Below are 15,128 nucleotides of genomic sequence, written 5' to 3' on the forward strand. Positions count from 1 at the left end.
CCTATGTGCAGAAGCCACGTCGTTATCCGCCTGTTTATTCTGCTGGTTGTGGCCTGCGGCTGCCCGCGCGTGTGGGCGGAAAGCTGCAGTAATACCATCGGCGATATGACGATCAATACCCAGAACATACAGTATCTGCCCACGCTACCGGTGAACTCGCAGATGTCACACTCTATGGCCGACAACGGCAGCGGGGTGCGATTTACCTGCGATCTCCAACTGCCCGCCGCGGACTGGAAGCGGGTGGTTTATCAGCAGGTCGATACCTCGGGCTCGGCGTTGGCCGTCAACGGGGTGCATATTTTCGCCACTCAGCTTTCGGGGCTTGGCTATTCGCTGGGCTTTCAGTGCAACGGCGGCGCGGTGCACTATATCGACGGCAGCCGTTCTCCGGCAGGGAGTCACTCGGCGACGATTTGCGACAGCGATGATCTGCCGGCGCTGCTGACGCAAAAAGAGATCGTGATTAAAGCCTACGTCACTTTCTACAAAACCGGCGATGTGAATCTGTCCGGTGGCAACCACACCAACGTGAACGCCCAGCCGCAGGTCGGCAAACTGTTTGTGGAGCAGCGATCCTCGGCGGTTAACGGTACGACCAGTACATCGCCGACCTTTCTGGGGCTATCGGCGCTGAACGTGGATATCGGTGCCAGCGGCAGTTGTCAGGTGACCACGCCGACCATCAACGTGAAGTTGGGTGCGGTGAATAAAACGGAGTTTAAGGGGGTGAATACCACCGGTGGCACCGCGCAAAACTTTGCGATCCCGGTTTACTGTTCCCAACCTACCGATGTGCGCATTGGCTTTTTTGGTCAGGAAGCCGACCCGGCATTCCCGGATACGCTGGCGATTACGCAGATGAGCGGCGCGGCTGGCGGCGTCGGCGTGAAGCTGAGCTACGGCAACAACGGCGCGCCCGCCCCGGCTGCGGGGACGGCGGTACGTATCAACGAAGCGGCTAATCTGCCTCTGCTGAAAACGGTGAAGGCAAGCCAGGCCGCTAACGCCGAGCGCATTAACTATACCGCCCAGTATGTGCAGACCGGCAGCGTGGTGAGTGCGGGGATGGCGAACAGTATGGCGACGTTTACGCTTATTTATAACTGAGGATGGGGAGAGGGAGAAAACCGCACAGTTCGGTCCCCTCGCCCCTTTGGGGAGAGGGTTAGGGTGAGGGGGAAAAGACATCACTACTGCGCAGGCTTCTGCGCGTGCAAAATCCGCTGCGTCTCATCGTCACTGAGTGTGTAATCAAAGAAGCGCTGATAGAAATCCTGCGTCACCTTCGCCATATCCACCCCAGGGAAACTGGCAGGGTGCAGCATCAGCGCCGCCCACTGGATCTGCAGTGCGCTTTCGGTGCCGTAACGATCCCACGGGAATACCCCGGCCGGGTTTTGCAGCACCTTGCCGTTTTTCACCGCCTTGAGCTCCGAGAACAGCGCCGCGTAAGGTGAGTCGGCAATCTGCCCGCTGTTTACCCCGAGAATAATCACGTCCGGTTGCCAGGTAAGCACCCGCTCCGGCGACACCTCTTTCATATTGCCCTGAATCTCCGCCGCCGCATTTTTACCCCCGGCGAGGTGAATCCAGGTATCAATCAGCGTCTGGCTGCCGTCCACCTTCAGCGGCTTCAGCGACTGAATATGCAGCACGCTGGGCCGCTGCTCGGCGGTCAGCCCGCGCATTTTGCTTTGTACGGTATCGATAGTGGTTTGCAGATACTGGTTATAGGCCTTTGCCCGCGCCCGTGCGTCGTCGGTGCCCAGCACTTCAGCGGTGGTGGCGACCGATTTCATCAGCGATGGATAGTCGGTAAAGGCCATTTGTAGCGTAGGCAGCCCTGCCTGGCGGTAGCTCTCCGCTTTATCATTGCCCGCAGAGGTGAACACCACGTCCACCTTTTTAGCCAACAGGCTTTCGGGATTAAATGCGGTACCGCGAACCTGCAGAGCCTGATTCAACGTCGGCGCGATTTTGAACATCCACGGCTGGCTTTCCGGATGGTTGACGGTGGCGACGATTTTACTGCCCGCCCCCAGGGTCATCAGCACCGAGTGGTGCGCAAACCAACCGTCGGCGATGGTGTTTACCTGGTCGGGAACGGTAACGGTATGACCGGCATCATCCACGACCTGGCGGGAAGCCAGGGCGGGGAAAGCCAGCCAGGCGCAGAGTAACCACGCTTGGCGACGTTTCATCTACTTACTCCTTAAAAATCAATCTGCATAGAGAGTTGAGCCTCTCGCGGTGCTCCAAGCTGAGCGCTGGCGTTGCCTGCGCCGGTATAACCGGTTAATGCGCCCGGAACCACGTTGGTCCAGTAGCGGCGGTTAGTCAGGTTGGTGACATCCAGACGGAAGGTCACGGGGGTGTTGTACATTCGGGTGGCATAGCTTGCCCCGGCATCAACCGTGGTGTAGCTGCCTACCCAGCTGTCATTGGCGTTATCGGTCGCGCGGCGGCCAACGTAGCGCACGTTGGTATCCACATCGACGCCCGGTAGCTGCTCAATGCTGTAAACCGCCAGCATACTTGCCGTGAAGCGCGGTGCGCCGACCACCTGTTTGCCGTCGGCGCTGGCGTCTTTGGTGTCGTGCAGGCGTGGATCAAGCCAGGTCGCGCCGCCGAACAGGCGTAGGTTATGGGTGACGTGGCCGTCGGCCATCAGTTCCAGACCGCGGTTTTTCTGCGTGCCGTCCTGGGCAAAATCACCGTTGTCATTGGTATACGCGAAAGGACGTTTCGCCTGGAACAGCGCCGCGGAGAGCATCAGGTCGCGCATTGGGGCATATTTCGCGCCCACTTCCACCTGATGGCTGCGGTACGGGTCGAGGATCTGCCCGGCGTTGTTTGCGCCGCTCGGCGCGGTATCGCCCTGCTGCATGCTGTCAGCCCAGGTGGTGTAGAGCGTGATGTTATCGATAGGTTTGTACATCAGGCTGGCCGAACCGCTGGCGCCGTTATCTTTTTTGTCGCTGGTCTGTGAGCCGGTCTTGTTGTAGTTGCTGACCGTAAACAGGTTTTCGCTACCCGAAAGCAGCAGGCTCCACTGCGGGCTGAAGTGCAGGGTGTCGCTCAGCAGGAAAGCATGCTGGGTGGTGGTCGCTGATTGATAGCGCTTATTAAAGTCTGGATACGGCGGACGTGGGTAGACCGGGTGTTGATCCAGTGAGGATTTACCCAGCGTAAAGGTGCCGCCGTCGACCGGGTTATAGTTTTTCCACACGAAGCCGCGCACCCCGGTGCTGATGTCGTGGGTCAGCCAGCCGGTGTCGACGCTGCCGGTCAGGTTCGCCATATAGCTGTTGATGGTAAAGCGGCTGGCGGCGGAGTCGGAGGTCGTGGTGGTGTAGCTGCCATGATTATCGGTCAGGGTATTGGTGACGGTGGTGGATTCGCGGTCGGCAATCTGACGCAGCACGCCGACGTCCAACAGCCAGTTGCCGTCAAAGTCATGCTTCAGGTGCAGGCTGGCGGTGCTGGTTTCATCACCGTTACCAGCATAGCTCTGGCCGTACTGCGCTTTGGTCGGGTCGAGCGGGGAAGGGAAATGCACCCCTTTTGCCAGCGCGAAGGAACCCGGCATGCCTTTTTCGTAGTAGTGGTAGTAGCTGAAGTTGCTCTCGAGCACCGTTTTATCAGTGAGCTGGAAGTCGAGGCCAAGACCGGCATACTGACGACGTTTGTGGCTGCCGCTGGTGTAACCGTGGCCTTCGTCGTTGAGCAGGTTGAGGCGGTATTTCACGCGGTCGCCGTCATCGATCGGGCCGCTAAAGTCCATTGAGGTCAGCGTGCCGTTGCCGGTGCTGCCGCCGACGGTCACGCGGTGCAGCGGGGTATCCGTCGGGCGTTTGGAGACCAGATTAAACATCCCCGCCGGGTTCGCCGGGCCGTACAGCGAGCCCGCCAGGCCGCTCAGCACTTCAACGCTCTGGAACTGCTCGGCCGGGTATTCGGTGGTGGAGACGGCGTTCAGGCCATCAATCATATGGTTCTGCACCACGCTGCCCTGCATGCCGCGGGTTTGTGGGCGAACCCCGTCACCCTGTACGGAAGGCATATAACGATAGACATCTTTGACGCTTTTGAGCTGCTGCTCGTTGATAAGCGGCGAGGAGAGGGTCTGAACTGACCAGGGAACATCCATCACCGTCCGTTTACCCAGACTACCTAAAGTGGTCTGCTTCTCTGAAGCCGGTGGCTCCTGCGCGCTGCTGTTATCGGCAGCGGCGGCGCTGGCAGAGACCACCATGGTGTCCTCCGCATAGCCAGATTGCGACATCGCCAGGCACGAGAATGCCAGGAGCCCCGAAGCGAGCGGTATTGTTTTATTATCGAACATTTTTAAATTCAGTGTGTTAGCCGAAAGACTGGTGGTAACCGGGTTACCATCTACGCATGAGGGGAACAGCTATTATTATTTGTATGACGAATATCATGGGGAATATCGTTATATATGTCAATACACAGCGAGTGGTAGGTAAAACGGGAGGCAGATGTGTAGCGTTGTTATGACAGGCATAAAAAAAGCCGCATTAGCGGCTTTTTTTGACTTAGTAACGTACTGTTATTCGCTGACTTTTTTCTCAAGCTCAGCGGCACCGTCTTTGGTTTTATCCCAGCCTTTCTGCGCCCCTTCTTTAGTGGCGTCCCACCCTTTCTGGGAAACATCTTTGGTTTTATTCCAGCCTTTCTGGGCGCCTTCTTTGGTGGCATCCCACCCTTTTTCGGTCCCTTCTTTGGTTTTATGCCAGGTTTTCTGAGCGCCTTCGCTCACCTGACTACCTACGCTGTCGCTCTTACCTTCGGTGGCGTGCTTAGACTTCAGCTTAAGCTCTTCACCCTGGTTTTGTGTCTGATGCAGCTTTTCTTTCGCGGTATTCGCGTTTGCCTGCGCCTGGGCAACCGTGTCGTCGGTGGCGTGTGTGGTCGCTGCGAAAACAGGGGAAGCCAGCAGAAGCGCTGAAAGTGCAATTGTTGTTTTTTTCATAACAAATCCTCATCAGTTTGTGAGCGTTAGAAAGGATGGCACAGACGTTTGGATGAGGCTTTAGGAATAAACTGTAATTGAATCATCGTGTTCCAACAGGCGGTTTTGGCGAGTGCGCTAAACCGCCTGTGAATCATCATCTTTCCAGTACGATCAGCGGGGCGTCATCGCGGGTTCGGGTCACGGCGACTTCCGCTTGATAGAGGTTACGCAGCGCGGACTCTGTCAGCACTTCCTGTGGCGTGCCGTTATCGACAACCTGGCCTTTTTCCAGCAGCACGATACGGTCGGCGTAGCGTGCGGCAAGGTTGAGGTCGTGCAGTACGCAGCAGACGTTAAACTGCCGCAGCTGCACCAGCTCGCGCAGCAGGCGGAACAACTGCTGCTGGTGGTGAATATCCAGCGCCGAGGTGGGCTCGTCGAGAAACAGCCATTTTGGCGTGGGTTCCGGCTCCCAAAGCTGCACCAGCAGGCGCGCCAGCTGTACCCGCTGCTGTTCGCCGCCGGAGAGATGGCGATAATCCCGGGCGGCCAGTTCACGGCAGCCGCACAGCGCCATGATGTGCTCCGTCTCGTCGCGCGGGTTGCTGCTGCGATGCGGGTGGCGGCCCATGCGGATCACCTCCATCACGCTAAAGGGAAACGCCATATCCTGGTTCTGGCGCATCACCGCGCGAGTGCGGGCTAGCGTCTCCGTTGGCCACTCCCCCAGCGCTTTGCCAAACATCGAGCAGGTGCCGCTATCGGGTTTCAGGTAACCGGTCAGCTGGCGCAACAGCGTGGATTTTCCCGCGCCGTTGGGGCCAAGAATAGCGACTATCTCTGCGCCGGGAAGCGTTAGCGAAACGTTATGGGTCAGGCGACGGCCGTTGATGCTGTAGGTGAGATTCCGGGCTTCAATCATAGTGCTCTCCGTGTCCGCAGGATCAGCCAAAGAAAATAGGGGCCGCCAATCAGGCTGGTGAGCAGGCCGACCGGCATTTCAGCAGGCTGCACCAGCGTGCGCGCCAGGGTATCCGCAACCAGCAGCAGGCAGGCTCCGGCCAGCGTTGAGCAGGGCAGCAGCCAGCGGTGGTCGGCACCAATGGTCATACGGATAAGATGCGGAATGACCAGGCCGATAAAGCCAATCACGCCGCTTACCGACACCGCAGCACCCACCAGCAGAGAGCTGAGCAACAGCAGCAGTTGGCGCTTGCGCTTGACGTTCACGCCGAGGTAGTGCGCCTCTTCATCGCCCAGTTGCAGCAGGTTCAGCGTGGTGGCAAGCCAGGCGGTGGCGATCATCGCTGGAACGGCAAATGAGGCGGCAACCAGCAGCGTAGGCCACTGCGCCTGCCCCAGGCTGCCCATCATCCATAGGGTCAGCTGACGCAGCTGCTGTTCATCGCCGACGTAGCTCAGGATGCCGATCGCCGCGCCGCAGAGCGCGTTGATGGCAATCCCCGCCAGCAGCAGCTGGATCATGCCGCCGTGCTGGTGGCGCAGGCTAATCAGGATGATCACGGCGCACACCACCAGGCTGCCGACGACGGCGAAAATCATCTGTTCGTACAGCAGAAAAGCCGCGGGGAGCGAAACGGGGAAGATAATGGCGACCCCGACCATCAGCGCCGAGCCGCTGCTCACCCCTAACAGACCGGGGTCGGCCATCGGGTTACGAAACAGCCCCTGCATGATCACCCCGGCGGTAGCCAGCGCGCCGCCAACCAGCACCGCCAGCAGCACGCGTGGAAGACGAATGTTGAGCCAGATGTCGCGGTAGTGCGCATCCTGCAACGAGGCGAAGGTGATTTTTAGCGCCCCCTGGCTGGCACCGACCAGCACAAGGGTCGCCAATATCAGCAGCAGGCCGATAAAAACGCTGAAAGAAGAGAGTGAACCCTTGAACACGCAAAGCTCCGTTACATCGATGCGGCGCGATGTACCGCGCCGCAGGGGAATTACGCCGGTTTGAGGCCCGGTTCAACCAGGCTGTAAACCTGCTGGTCGAGCGCCGGGGCGCTGGCTAATGCCTGAATATGTGCGGCGACGTCTGCGCGCTGCACAAATCCGTGGACTTCCTGTTGCTGTATGCGCAGCGCGTTACCGGTCGCCTCACCGCTAAGCAGCCCAGCAGGGCGCAGAATGGCGTAGTCCAGCGTACTGGTTTGCAGCCAGCTTTCCGCCAGGCTTTTCTCGCGAACGGCCTGACCAAACGCCGCTTTGGCGCGTGGAGAGAGGAACGGCCAGCTGTCGCCGCAGCCAAGTGAGGTCACCAGAATCATCCGGCGAATGCCCGCTTTTTCGGCTTCATCAATCACCGTGCGGTGGGCGAGATAATCCTGCGCGCCGCCCATGGTGGAGATAACCGTTGCCGTTTCACCGGCGGCCTGACAGGCCCTGGCGACCATGTCAGCGTCGCAGGCATCGCCAATAAAAACCTGTGCGCCTAGTGCTTCCAGCCGTGCGGCGGCCTCTGGGTTGCGCACCAGCGCGACCACCGGGCGTTTTTCTGCCAGTGCCAGTTCGGCCGTGAGCGCACCGACGCCTTTACCGCCCGCGCCAAACATTAACCACGGGGTCATCATGCCTCTCCCTTCAGCACGGCGGCGAGGGTACGGAAGGCGTCAACCTGCTCGCTCAGCAGCTGACGATGATCGTCGCGGCCGAGGAAAATTTTAAACATCGCGCTGCCTGCGGCGTTAAAGAACAGGATTGAGGCGGTATCCATCGCCATAAATTTGCGTTCTACCAGGGCAATGTGGGTGCAGTTTTCTGCCTTGATGTGCCCGGTCATGCCCTTCTTGCCGCGCAGGTTGAAGTAGCCGTGGCGGTGGAAGCCGGACGGCAGTTCGCCGGTGAATTCCAGAATCACATCGGCGGTGTGTACGAGCGTTGTGACTTTGCCCCATTCCGCGACGGTGTCCCACACGGTATCAAACTTGTCGCCTGTCACCAGCGTGTGGGATGGCAGGTTTTTTACCACCTCCAGCAGCGTGGTGTGGTACTGGCTGGCGATCGCTTCCAGCGTGCCGTCAGGCTCGGTTTTTAAAAAGTCCTGTAGGGATACGTTGCTCATCGTTAACTCCTGTTATTGGGTTTCAACCGCAATGCGCGGTGCGTTAAGTGCCTGAATAAGTTCATCAAGAGACTGCAAAATGTTGCTCGCCCAGAAGCGCCCTTCGTTGGTCAGACGCAGGCAGGTTGAGTCGTCGCGCGTCAGCCCAGCGCGGTGCCATTGCGCCAGCAGCGGGGCGAGTTTCGCGGCGTGTGGAGTCAGCGCATCCAGCGGCACGCGAGCGGTTTCAACGCCAGACTGCAGCAGGTGCCGCCACTGGAAGCCGCGCTCGGCGGTACGCATCATCATCATCAGCGGCTTTTTGCCTGCGGCGATGGCGTCGTGCCAGGTATTGAGGTTGCGCTCGACCATCCACGAATAGCCGTTGACGGAGCCGCCCGCGCCGGAGCCCAGCGCCAGGCAGTCTGCGCCCTGTTTAATCAGTAAATTGTAGAGATTGCGCTCGCGGGTGGTGCGTGCCCAGTGGCTGTTGCTAATGCAGCGCCAGCCAGCCTGATCCATAAAGTCGCAGCCCTGAAGGTAGAGATCACGGCGTTCGGCGGGCTGCGGCACGCTGGTACGCCCGTTCTCAACCGCTTTGCCGAGCGGCGTGTTAGGCAGCAGGTTGAGGGCGTAAAGATCGACGCCGTCGAGGCCGATATCGCGGGCGATCGCCAGATCTTCGCCCCACAGCGCGGCGTTCTGGCCGGGCAGACCAAACAACAGATCGCAGACCACCGCCGCGCGGTCGCGCTTGACCAATCCTTCCATAAAGGCGATAGCGGTGGGGCCATCGGAGGTACGGGCCATCTTCTTACGAATTTTGCTGTTAAATGACTGAATGCCGATGGAGAAGCGGTTCGCGCCCGCGTCCAGACAGGCGTCGATTCGCGCATCGTCGAAGTTCAGCACCCGACCTTCAATGGTGATTTCACAGTCCGGCGCCAGCGGCAGACGTTCGCGCAGAGTGGTGATAATGCGTGCCAGATCGCGGGCTGACAGCGCCGACGGCGTGCCGCCGCCGAAATAGACCGCGTGAATAGGCGCGGACTGGTGCAGTACGCTGTCGGCCTCCATCTCGATCTCACGCAGCAGCGCGTCGGTGTAACGCGCGCAGTGATCCTCTTCATAGCGGTTCTGGTAAAAGCCGCAGAAGGTGCAGTGGGTGGCGCAAAACGGAATGTGCAGATACAGCAGGCGCTTACGTGGCGGCGCGGCGTGGTTCAGCACCTCCTGCCAGGTTTGCTCAAGCTGTTCTTTGGCGATAGGCACCGCGCCGCGCCAGGGCATCGTCGCCCGGCGGTCTTTAAAGGGCTGGCCGCCCTCCAGCGCAAAGTGCGGGGTTAAATCCAGGTCGATAGGGGTATTCAACATCATCGGTCTTTCAACATCCTTTAGTGTGGCCAGAACTGGCGGTGCAGCGTTTCAACCGCGTCGGCGACGCGCGGGCCCATGCCGAGGATCAGGGCCTGATCGATAACGACGATGCGCTGGTTTTTCCACGCGTTGGTGCGGGTGATCCCGGCGATCGTGCTCAGGCGGTTAAGATCGCCGTTGACCATTTGCGCGGTGACGATAATCACCTCCGGGTTGGCGGCAATCAGCGCCTCCGCGCTGTAGCTACGATACTGTGGGTGCTGAGCCACGTTGCGGGCCCCGGCGAGCGTCATGATGGCATCGGCAACGCTGCCTTTCCCTGCTACCTGAGGGGCGCTGCCGCCCGCGCTGAGAATAAACAGCGCGTTCACCGGCGCCGGTTTACTGGCGCTGCTCTGCGCGACCTTTTCCAGCCGCTGGCGAATGTTACCCACCAGGGCGGTGCCGCTGTCCTCACGCCCCAGAGCGCTGGCAAGCGTGTGGATATTGGCGTACATCTGCTCGACGGTGGCGGGGACTCGCGGCAGGGTGAGCACGTCGATGTGCTGGCTGCGCAGCTGGTCAAACACCAGCTGCGGACCCGCGTCCTGCCAGGTGATAAAGCGGTTTGGGTGCAGCGATAAAATGCCTTCGCTGCTGAGCTGCTTCCAGTAACCGATGTGCTGCAGCGCGGCGGTTTCCGGCGGGTACGAGGTGGTTTCATCCACCCCGACCACCTGGCTGCCCGCGCCTAGTGCGTAAATCAGCTCGCTGAGCGAACCGCCGGCCACCACGATGCGGTCAGCCGCCTGAGCGCTGAACACGGTGACCAGCGCCAGTAATCCGATAGCCAGTTTTTTCATCATCAGAAGTTCCATGCAAAGCCGACCGCCGCGTTAAAACCCGCCGCCGGAATGGATTCATGCGCCGTGCGGTAGCGTTTATCGGTCAGGTTGTTGAGCGCCAGGTTGACCTGATACTGATCGTTGGCACCGAATTCGGTGTTCACCGCCAGGTTCAGCGTGGCCCAGCCAGGCGTGCGGGTCTCTTCCGTACCGGTATCGTCTTTGGCGCTGGAGGCCGCGCGGATAAAGAGATCGGAAGTGACGTTTGCCGCATTGAGCATGAGCGTGTGTTTCACCCCGACGCGGCCGTTAATGGCGGGCTCGCCGGTATTGGTGGTTTTCCCCGCCGGGGTTTCATATTCGCGGTGGATCAGGTTGCCGCTGACGTACGGTGAAACAACCCAGCCGTTATATTCAGCGCTCAACTCCATGCCCCAGGTGTTGGCGCGGTCAATGTTGTCGTAGTAGTAGCTACTGCGCGATGAGTTGGTCGCACCGTTGCAGATAGCCTGGCCGGAGCAGGCGACGGTGGCGATATAGTCCTTCGCCTGCGAGTAGTAGACCGCGCCATCGACCAGCCAGAGATTGCCGTTGTAGCGGGCACCCAGTTCATAGTTGTTAGAGTGTTCCGCTTCCAGGTTGGCGTTGCCGTAGGTTGTCCCACCGCCCGCGGCGGTTTGTGAAAACAGCTGCGTTAGCGTCGGGAAGACGTAGCCCTGGGCGAACGCGGCCCGCAGTTCGATATTGTCGAAGCCCGAGTAGCGCAGGCTGGTGGCGCTGACCAACGCATTGTCACTCGTTGACTGCGCGCCGATAGAGGTGTCTTTGGTGACGCCGTTCATGGTGGTGTCTGAGTCACCGCGGGTGAGTTTTGACGACAGCCAGTACTGGCGCGCACCAAGCGTCCAGGTCCAGTTATCGGCAAAATGCCAGTCGTTCTGGGCGAACAGCGAGGTATTGCTCTGCTCTGACTCGTTATAGGCGCGAGTTCGGATCTCCATCGGCATCGACTGCGGAGTGGTTGAACCGTTGGTGGTCTGAGATACGCGATCGCGCTGGTACTGCGTGCCGACGACCAACTCATTATTGGCAGGCAGCGAGAAGTTGCTCTGTAGCGTTACGCCCTGGGTGTACTGCTTATCGTTGGTTTTGGTCTGGTTATGAATAGCCGACGTCAGCACCTCGTTTTCAAACTGACGGGCGATGGTTTGCTCGTAGGCATCGAGATGAATTTTCTTCAGATAATCACCGTCGACATCTACGTCGTAGAACAGACCAACCTTTTCCCGCTCCAGCTTCGGCAGCTTGACGCTAAAGGCATCGTATTCGCCGTCCGGGTCTTCGTAATAGGTTTGGGTCGAGAGCTTGTAGCGGTCGAGCGACAGCCCGAAATGCTGGTTATCCAGGTTGTAGCCGAGCCAGATTCCCTGGCTGTTATTGCGGAAATTAGTATTCGGCAGACGGCCGTCCGGCGTATCGCGATCGCCCTGATCGGAATAGCTGCCGTTAATACGATAATCAAACTGACCAATGCTGCCCCAGGCCGCCACCGACTCTTCCCAGCCCGCTGTGGCGGAGTTATAGACCGCTTTCACCGTCCCGGCGATCGGCTTATCGCCGCCTTTTTTGGTGATAAAGTTCACCACGCCGCCGATGGCCTGCGAGCCGTACAGCACCGAGTAGGGGCCTTTGACCACTTCGATGCGCTCCAGCGCCGATTCATCAATCAGCAGCCCGGCGCCATAGTTTTGCCCGGCGCGCTGGTAGGTGACCTCCTGACCGTCTATCAGGATCAGTACGCGGGAAGAGGCTTCACCGCGAATGCGGATCTGCTTGCGCCCGGCGAGCGCGTTATCGGTAATCTCTACGCCGGGAATATCCTGCAGATCGTCGGCAATTGAGGTGCTGGTGGAGTTTTGCAGCGTCTGATGGTCGATAACCTGAATGGTTGCCGGACTGTTCCAGAGCGAGCTTTCTGAACGATTGGCGGTCACCACCAGCGTCTCTTCCTTGCTGGTTTTGTGTGGTGTTTCAGAAGATGTGGCGGCAGAGGCCGCGCTGGAGACGCAGAGCGCCAGCGCGGAGAGTACGAAGGACCCTCGGGTAATGGAATGCAGCATCGGTATCCCTACAAATGAATATGATAATGATAATAACTATCAATTACATTTGCACATCAGCAGAAACAGGTCCAGCGTGGAAGGTATAAATAAAATGCATCTTTGATTTGCGTCAATTTATGCCGGCGATAGGGCAGTGAAATGTGACTTTGATCACCACAATATTGAGCATAATTAAGCGGTTAATGTTGTTGATTTGCGATAGGAGAGGTTGTTTGGCGGTGGAGCGGTGCTGGAAGGCGAGGGTGCGATTAATAGATTGCAGGAATGTTTTGGGTGTCGACGGTCGTAGTGAACGCTAGCGGGTTAAAAAAGGAATCAGATGGTTTATTACATTGTTGAATAGGCACTATATGAGGTGAATATATTTATTTAAATCAATCTAATCCTTATTGAGTATAAATAGTGGTATAGCCTGCTGAAATTAAAAAATAATACCCTCAGTGATTAAAAGGGGTATAAGATATGCAACATATTTTCCCATTCCAGACCGCGCCTGAACGCGTGGAAAGAGAGGCAGAATCATGCAGCGAATCATCATCCCCACCCATTACGTTCATACCCGTACCACGCCGCTGTGGACCAAAGAAACTGCGCCCGCATCCATCTGGAAGCGCCATCTTGATGCCGGTACGCGACAGGGCGTGTTCCCACGTCTGGCGGTAATGCAGGGGGCGATACGCTATTATGGTTATGCCGATGAGACCAGCCCGGAACCCGTTGAAACGATGACCATCGAAGCCGGGCAGTTTGGCGTTTTCCCGGCTGAGAAATGGCACCGTATTGAAGCATTAAGCGACGACACCGTATTTAACGTTGATTTCTATGTCGATCCTAAGATTTTGATAGAAGGATGAAACTGAACTGATGAACAGTGAAAATAAAGGGTATTCCTTAGCGGTTATTAATGGCAATAACAAAGAGAAACAGGAAAAAGTCTATCTGAAACCGATGGCGCTTTATGTTCCTGATATTGCCGTACAGGCCGTCGCCGAGCTTATTTCTCCGCTCTCTTCTGATAATGCGCAGGGTAAAGGTTTCTTGCTGACCGTCACCAATAATAATAACGGTGTGTCGGTGGATAAAGAGTTTGCCCAGCTGAGCGAACTGCAGGACCCGACCGTGGCCGCTGATGCGGTGAAAGACCTGGTGAACATCGTTCGCGGGTATGAGTCGGATGAAGAGACTAACGTCTGCGGCTGGTAGTACAGCCGTTCCTTTCTGAGCTTCGCTTTACAGTTAGCAGGTATCCTTGAGAGGTTATCGGGGTTATCTGCAGCTGTCCCTTCTTAAGTACTTTCTGAACCCACACTATTTACCCCCTATTGTTTGGAGCTAACGTTACAAATGATTAGGCAACATTTTTCGTTGTCGATATCCTAAACCACAAATTAGAAAATACGACTTTAACGAGGTTATGGTGCGTCATTTATATTCTGGGATAGTAATTGGTTTGGCATTTCTGGTAACGGCTTGTGCTCCGGGTCCTTTAGGTACAAAACGCTACGAGCCCTATACCGGGCAGGATGCGGCTGTCGTGTACACTCAGCTCAACGATCAACATCAAGGGCTGGTTTATTTTCAGCGTTTTGCCAAAGAAGGTGATTGCTATAAAGATCAGGAACTTATTTATATCAGCAATAACCTTATGGCCGGCAAAGTTCACCGTTTTTACGAAAGCCGACTCCGCCCGGAACAGTACTGGACTCTCTATGTGATGGATAACTCAAGCGGTCGTCAGATTGTCACGCAAACCGCGTTTATTCCTGAGGCTGGAAAGCATTATGTTGCCATCCCTTACCAGGGCGTAGTGGAAGTGCCGCTGGATCTGAAGTTATCGGGTAGCGACAACTTAGATAAAATTTATGAGCAATATAAAGATAAACCGGCTAAGCACTGGAATGTGCGTAGTGGGGTGTGTAAGTTCTGGTTTGCGAAATTGATGGGGGCGTAAATGTCTACTTGTTGAGGATAAGACATCTGATGATGCAAGGCTTTGGCTCTCATCTGGGTGAGTCCTCAACACCTTACCTCTAGCGGGTGGCAATGCTTGCTGCTGCGCGAACTTCTGCTTAAGAGTTACCGGCTAATGTGCCAGTAGACTTCAGGCTTCTCGAGCTAAATCGCAGGCACAAAAAAGCCCGCCAGGCTTACGCCATGCGGGCTTTCAGGACTTCATCTCAGGCTCTGGTGACCATCGACAAAGAATTTTGGTGGGCTGGCGGAGTCTGAATTGGTTTTGTAAATTGTTGTTTATTGGCTGAAAACCTTCAGTTCAATTTTCATTTTGGTCCCATTGTTGGTCCTAAAAGAAAATGTCAGGTTTTTTGCAGGGGAGGGGAGGTTACAGCAGGAGTCTCTTCGTCTACGAGATTAGCATTTTGCTTTCCATTAATCTGCTCTGTATTTAAGCGTTTATTTCACATTAGTTTTTAGCAAGCCGGTAGAGCGCCTTGCTCGTAGAATATCCACTACGGAAATATACGGGGTTTGTTCTTGCCACGAAAATCCCTTTCGGTCGATACGAACCAGTTCGTACTTTTCGACAAGAAAGTTCACCGCATCGCTTAGCGATACTCCAGCATTAATATGTTCCTGAATAACTGTATTATCACTGAACGGCGTGTCGTTTAGCGTCAGGCCATAGTGTTGTTCCGTAAGCGTGCAGCGAGAACCGTATTGACGGGGATGTGTTATTCAGTTGGCAGTGCTACGCGCCAGGGGAGTAGTTCGCTGACCCGGTTTATCGGCCAGTCCGCTATGACGTTAAG

Annotated in this window: 15 protein-coding genes and 1 pseudogene; 4 read left to right on the forward strand and 12 right to left on the reverse strand. The window is 56.9% G+C overall.

The annotated features are described in order from the left end of the window. The first annotated feature begins 3 nt into the window (after positions 1-3). Positions 4-1,110 (forward strand): fimbrial protein, encoded by a 1,107-nt coding sequence (locus tag FHC49_RS23220; protein ID WP_220440954.1) that lies wholly within the window; start codon positions 4-6, stop codon positions 1,108-1,110. An 83-nt stretch (positions 1,111-1,193) separates the two neighbouring features. Here FHC49_RS23220 and FHC49_RS23225 read toward each other — a convergent pair whose 3' ends face one another. The 10 genes from FHC49_RS23225 to FHC49_RS23270 form a co-directional block, all read right to left on the reverse strand. Beyond that, a complete protein-coding gene (locus FHC49_RS23225) occupies positions 1,194-2,204 on the reverse strand; it encodes an ABC transporter substrate-binding protein (protein WP_220440955.1) in 1,011 nt (336 codons plus the stop codon). A gap of 11 nt (positions 2,205-2,215) precedes the next feature. Then, positions 2,216-4,348, reverse strand: coding sequence for a TonB-dependent siderophore receptor (locus tag FHC49_RS23230; protein ID WP_220440956.1), 2,133 nt, complete (start codon positions 4,346-4,348; stop codon positions 2,216-2,218). A 225-nt stretch (positions 4,349-4,573) separates the two neighbouring features. Beyond that, positions 4,574-4,996, reverse strand: coding sequence for a hypothetical protein (locus FHC49_RS23235; RefSeq protein WP_220440957.1), 423 nt, complete (start codon positions 4,994-4,996; stop codon positions 4,574-4,576). A 136-nt stretch (positions 4,997-5,132) separates the two neighbouring features. Next, positions 5,133-5,900, reverse strand: a complete 768-nt coding sequence (locus FHC49_RS23240; protein WP_220440958.1) for a heme ABC transporter ATP-binding protein — start codon at positions 5,898-5,900, stop codon at positions 5,133-5,135. Next, complete coding sequence (locus tag FHC49_RS23245) at positions 5,897-6,889, reverse strand: iron ABC transporter permease (RefSeq protein ID WP_220440959.1); 993 nt, start codon at positions 6,887-6,889, stop codon at positions 5,897-5,899. Before FHC49_RS23245 ends, FHC49_RS23240 begins: the two co-directional genes overlap by 4 nt. 50 nt (positions 6,890-6,939) lie before the next feature. Then, a complete protein-coding gene (gene chuY / locus FHC49_RS23250) occupies positions 6,940-7,563 on the reverse strand; it encodes an anaerobilin reductase (protein WP_220440967.1) in 624 nt (207 codons plus the stop codon). Beyond that, on the reverse strand, positions 7,563-8,057 hold the full coding sequence (hutX, locus tag FHC49_RS23255; RefSeq protein ID WP_185668731.1) for a heme utilization cystosolic carrier protein HutX: 495 nt from the start codon (positions 8,055-8,057) through the stop codon (positions 7,563-7,565). Before hutX ends, chuY begins: the two co-directional genes overlap by 1 nt. Before the next feature lie 12 nt (positions 8,058-8,069). After that, positions 8,070-9,407 carry a heme anaerobic degradation radical SAM methyltransferase ChuW/HutW gene (hutW, locus tag FHC49_RS23260; protein ID WP_185668777.1) on the reverse strand — a complete coding sequence of 446 codons (1,338 nt, stop codon included), beginning with the start codon at positions 9,405-9,407 and terminating at the stop codon, positions 8,070-8,072. A 23-nt stretch (positions 9,408-9,430) separates the two neighbouring features. Then, a complete protein-coding gene (locus tag FHC49_RS23265) occupies positions 9,431-10,255 on the reverse strand; it encodes a hemin ABC transporter substrate-binding protein (protein ID WP_220440968.1) in 825 nt (274 codons plus the stop codon). 2 nt (positions 10,256-10,257) lie between these two features. Continuing rightward, positions 10,258-12,357 (reverse strand): TonB-dependent receptor, encoded by a 2,100-nt coding sequence (locus FHC49_RS23270; RefSeq protein WP_220440960.1) that lies wholly within the window; start codon positions 12,355-12,357, stop codon positions 10,258-10,260. Between the two features lie 524 nt (positions 12,358-12,881). Here FHC49_RS23270 and FHC49_RS23275 point away from each other — a divergent pair. The 3 genes from FHC49_RS23275 (at position 12,882) to FHC49_RS23285 (ending at position 14,311) form a co-directional block, all read left to right on the forward strand. Further along, on the forward strand, positions 12,882-13,214 hold the full coding sequence (locus FHC49_RS23275; RefSeq protein ID WP_185668736.1) for a DUF1971 domain-containing protein: 333 nt from the start codon (positions 12,882-12,884) through the stop codon (positions 13,212-13,214). A gap of 10 nt (positions 13,215-13,224) precedes the next feature. Next, complete coding sequence (locus tag FHC49_RS23280; protein ID WP_220440961.1) at positions 13,225-13,563, forward strand: DUF1869 domain-containing protein; 339 nt, start codon at positions 13,225-13,227, stop codon at positions 13,561-13,563. A gap of 211 nt (positions 13,564-13,774) precedes the next feature. Further along, positions 13,775-14,311 (forward strand): hypothetical protein, encoded by a 537-nt coding sequence (locus tag FHC49_RS23285; protein ID WP_220440962.1) that lies wholly within the window; start codon positions 13,775-13,777, stop codon positions 14,309-14,311. Positions 14,312-14,772: 461 nt separating this feature from the next. On the opposite strand, the pseudogene FHC49_RS23290 reads toward FHC49_RS23285, so the two are convergent. After that, positions 14,773-15,018, reverse strand: a pseudogene (locus FHC49_RS23290) (TA system toxin CbtA family protein); the annotation flags it as partial. Between the two features lie 32 nt (positions 15,019-15,050). Then, positions 15,051-15,128 (reverse strand): hypothetical protein (locus tag FHC49_RS24840; RefSeq protein ID WP_370631740.1); only part of this gene is annotated, 78 nt, incomplete at its 5' end.

The organism is Kluyvera sp. EC_51 (assembly GCF_019584505.1).
In the GTDB taxonomy this organism is placed as follows: Bacteria; Pseudomonadota; Gammaproteobacteria; order Enterobacterales; family Enterobacteriaceae; genus Kluyvera; species Kluyvera sichuanensis.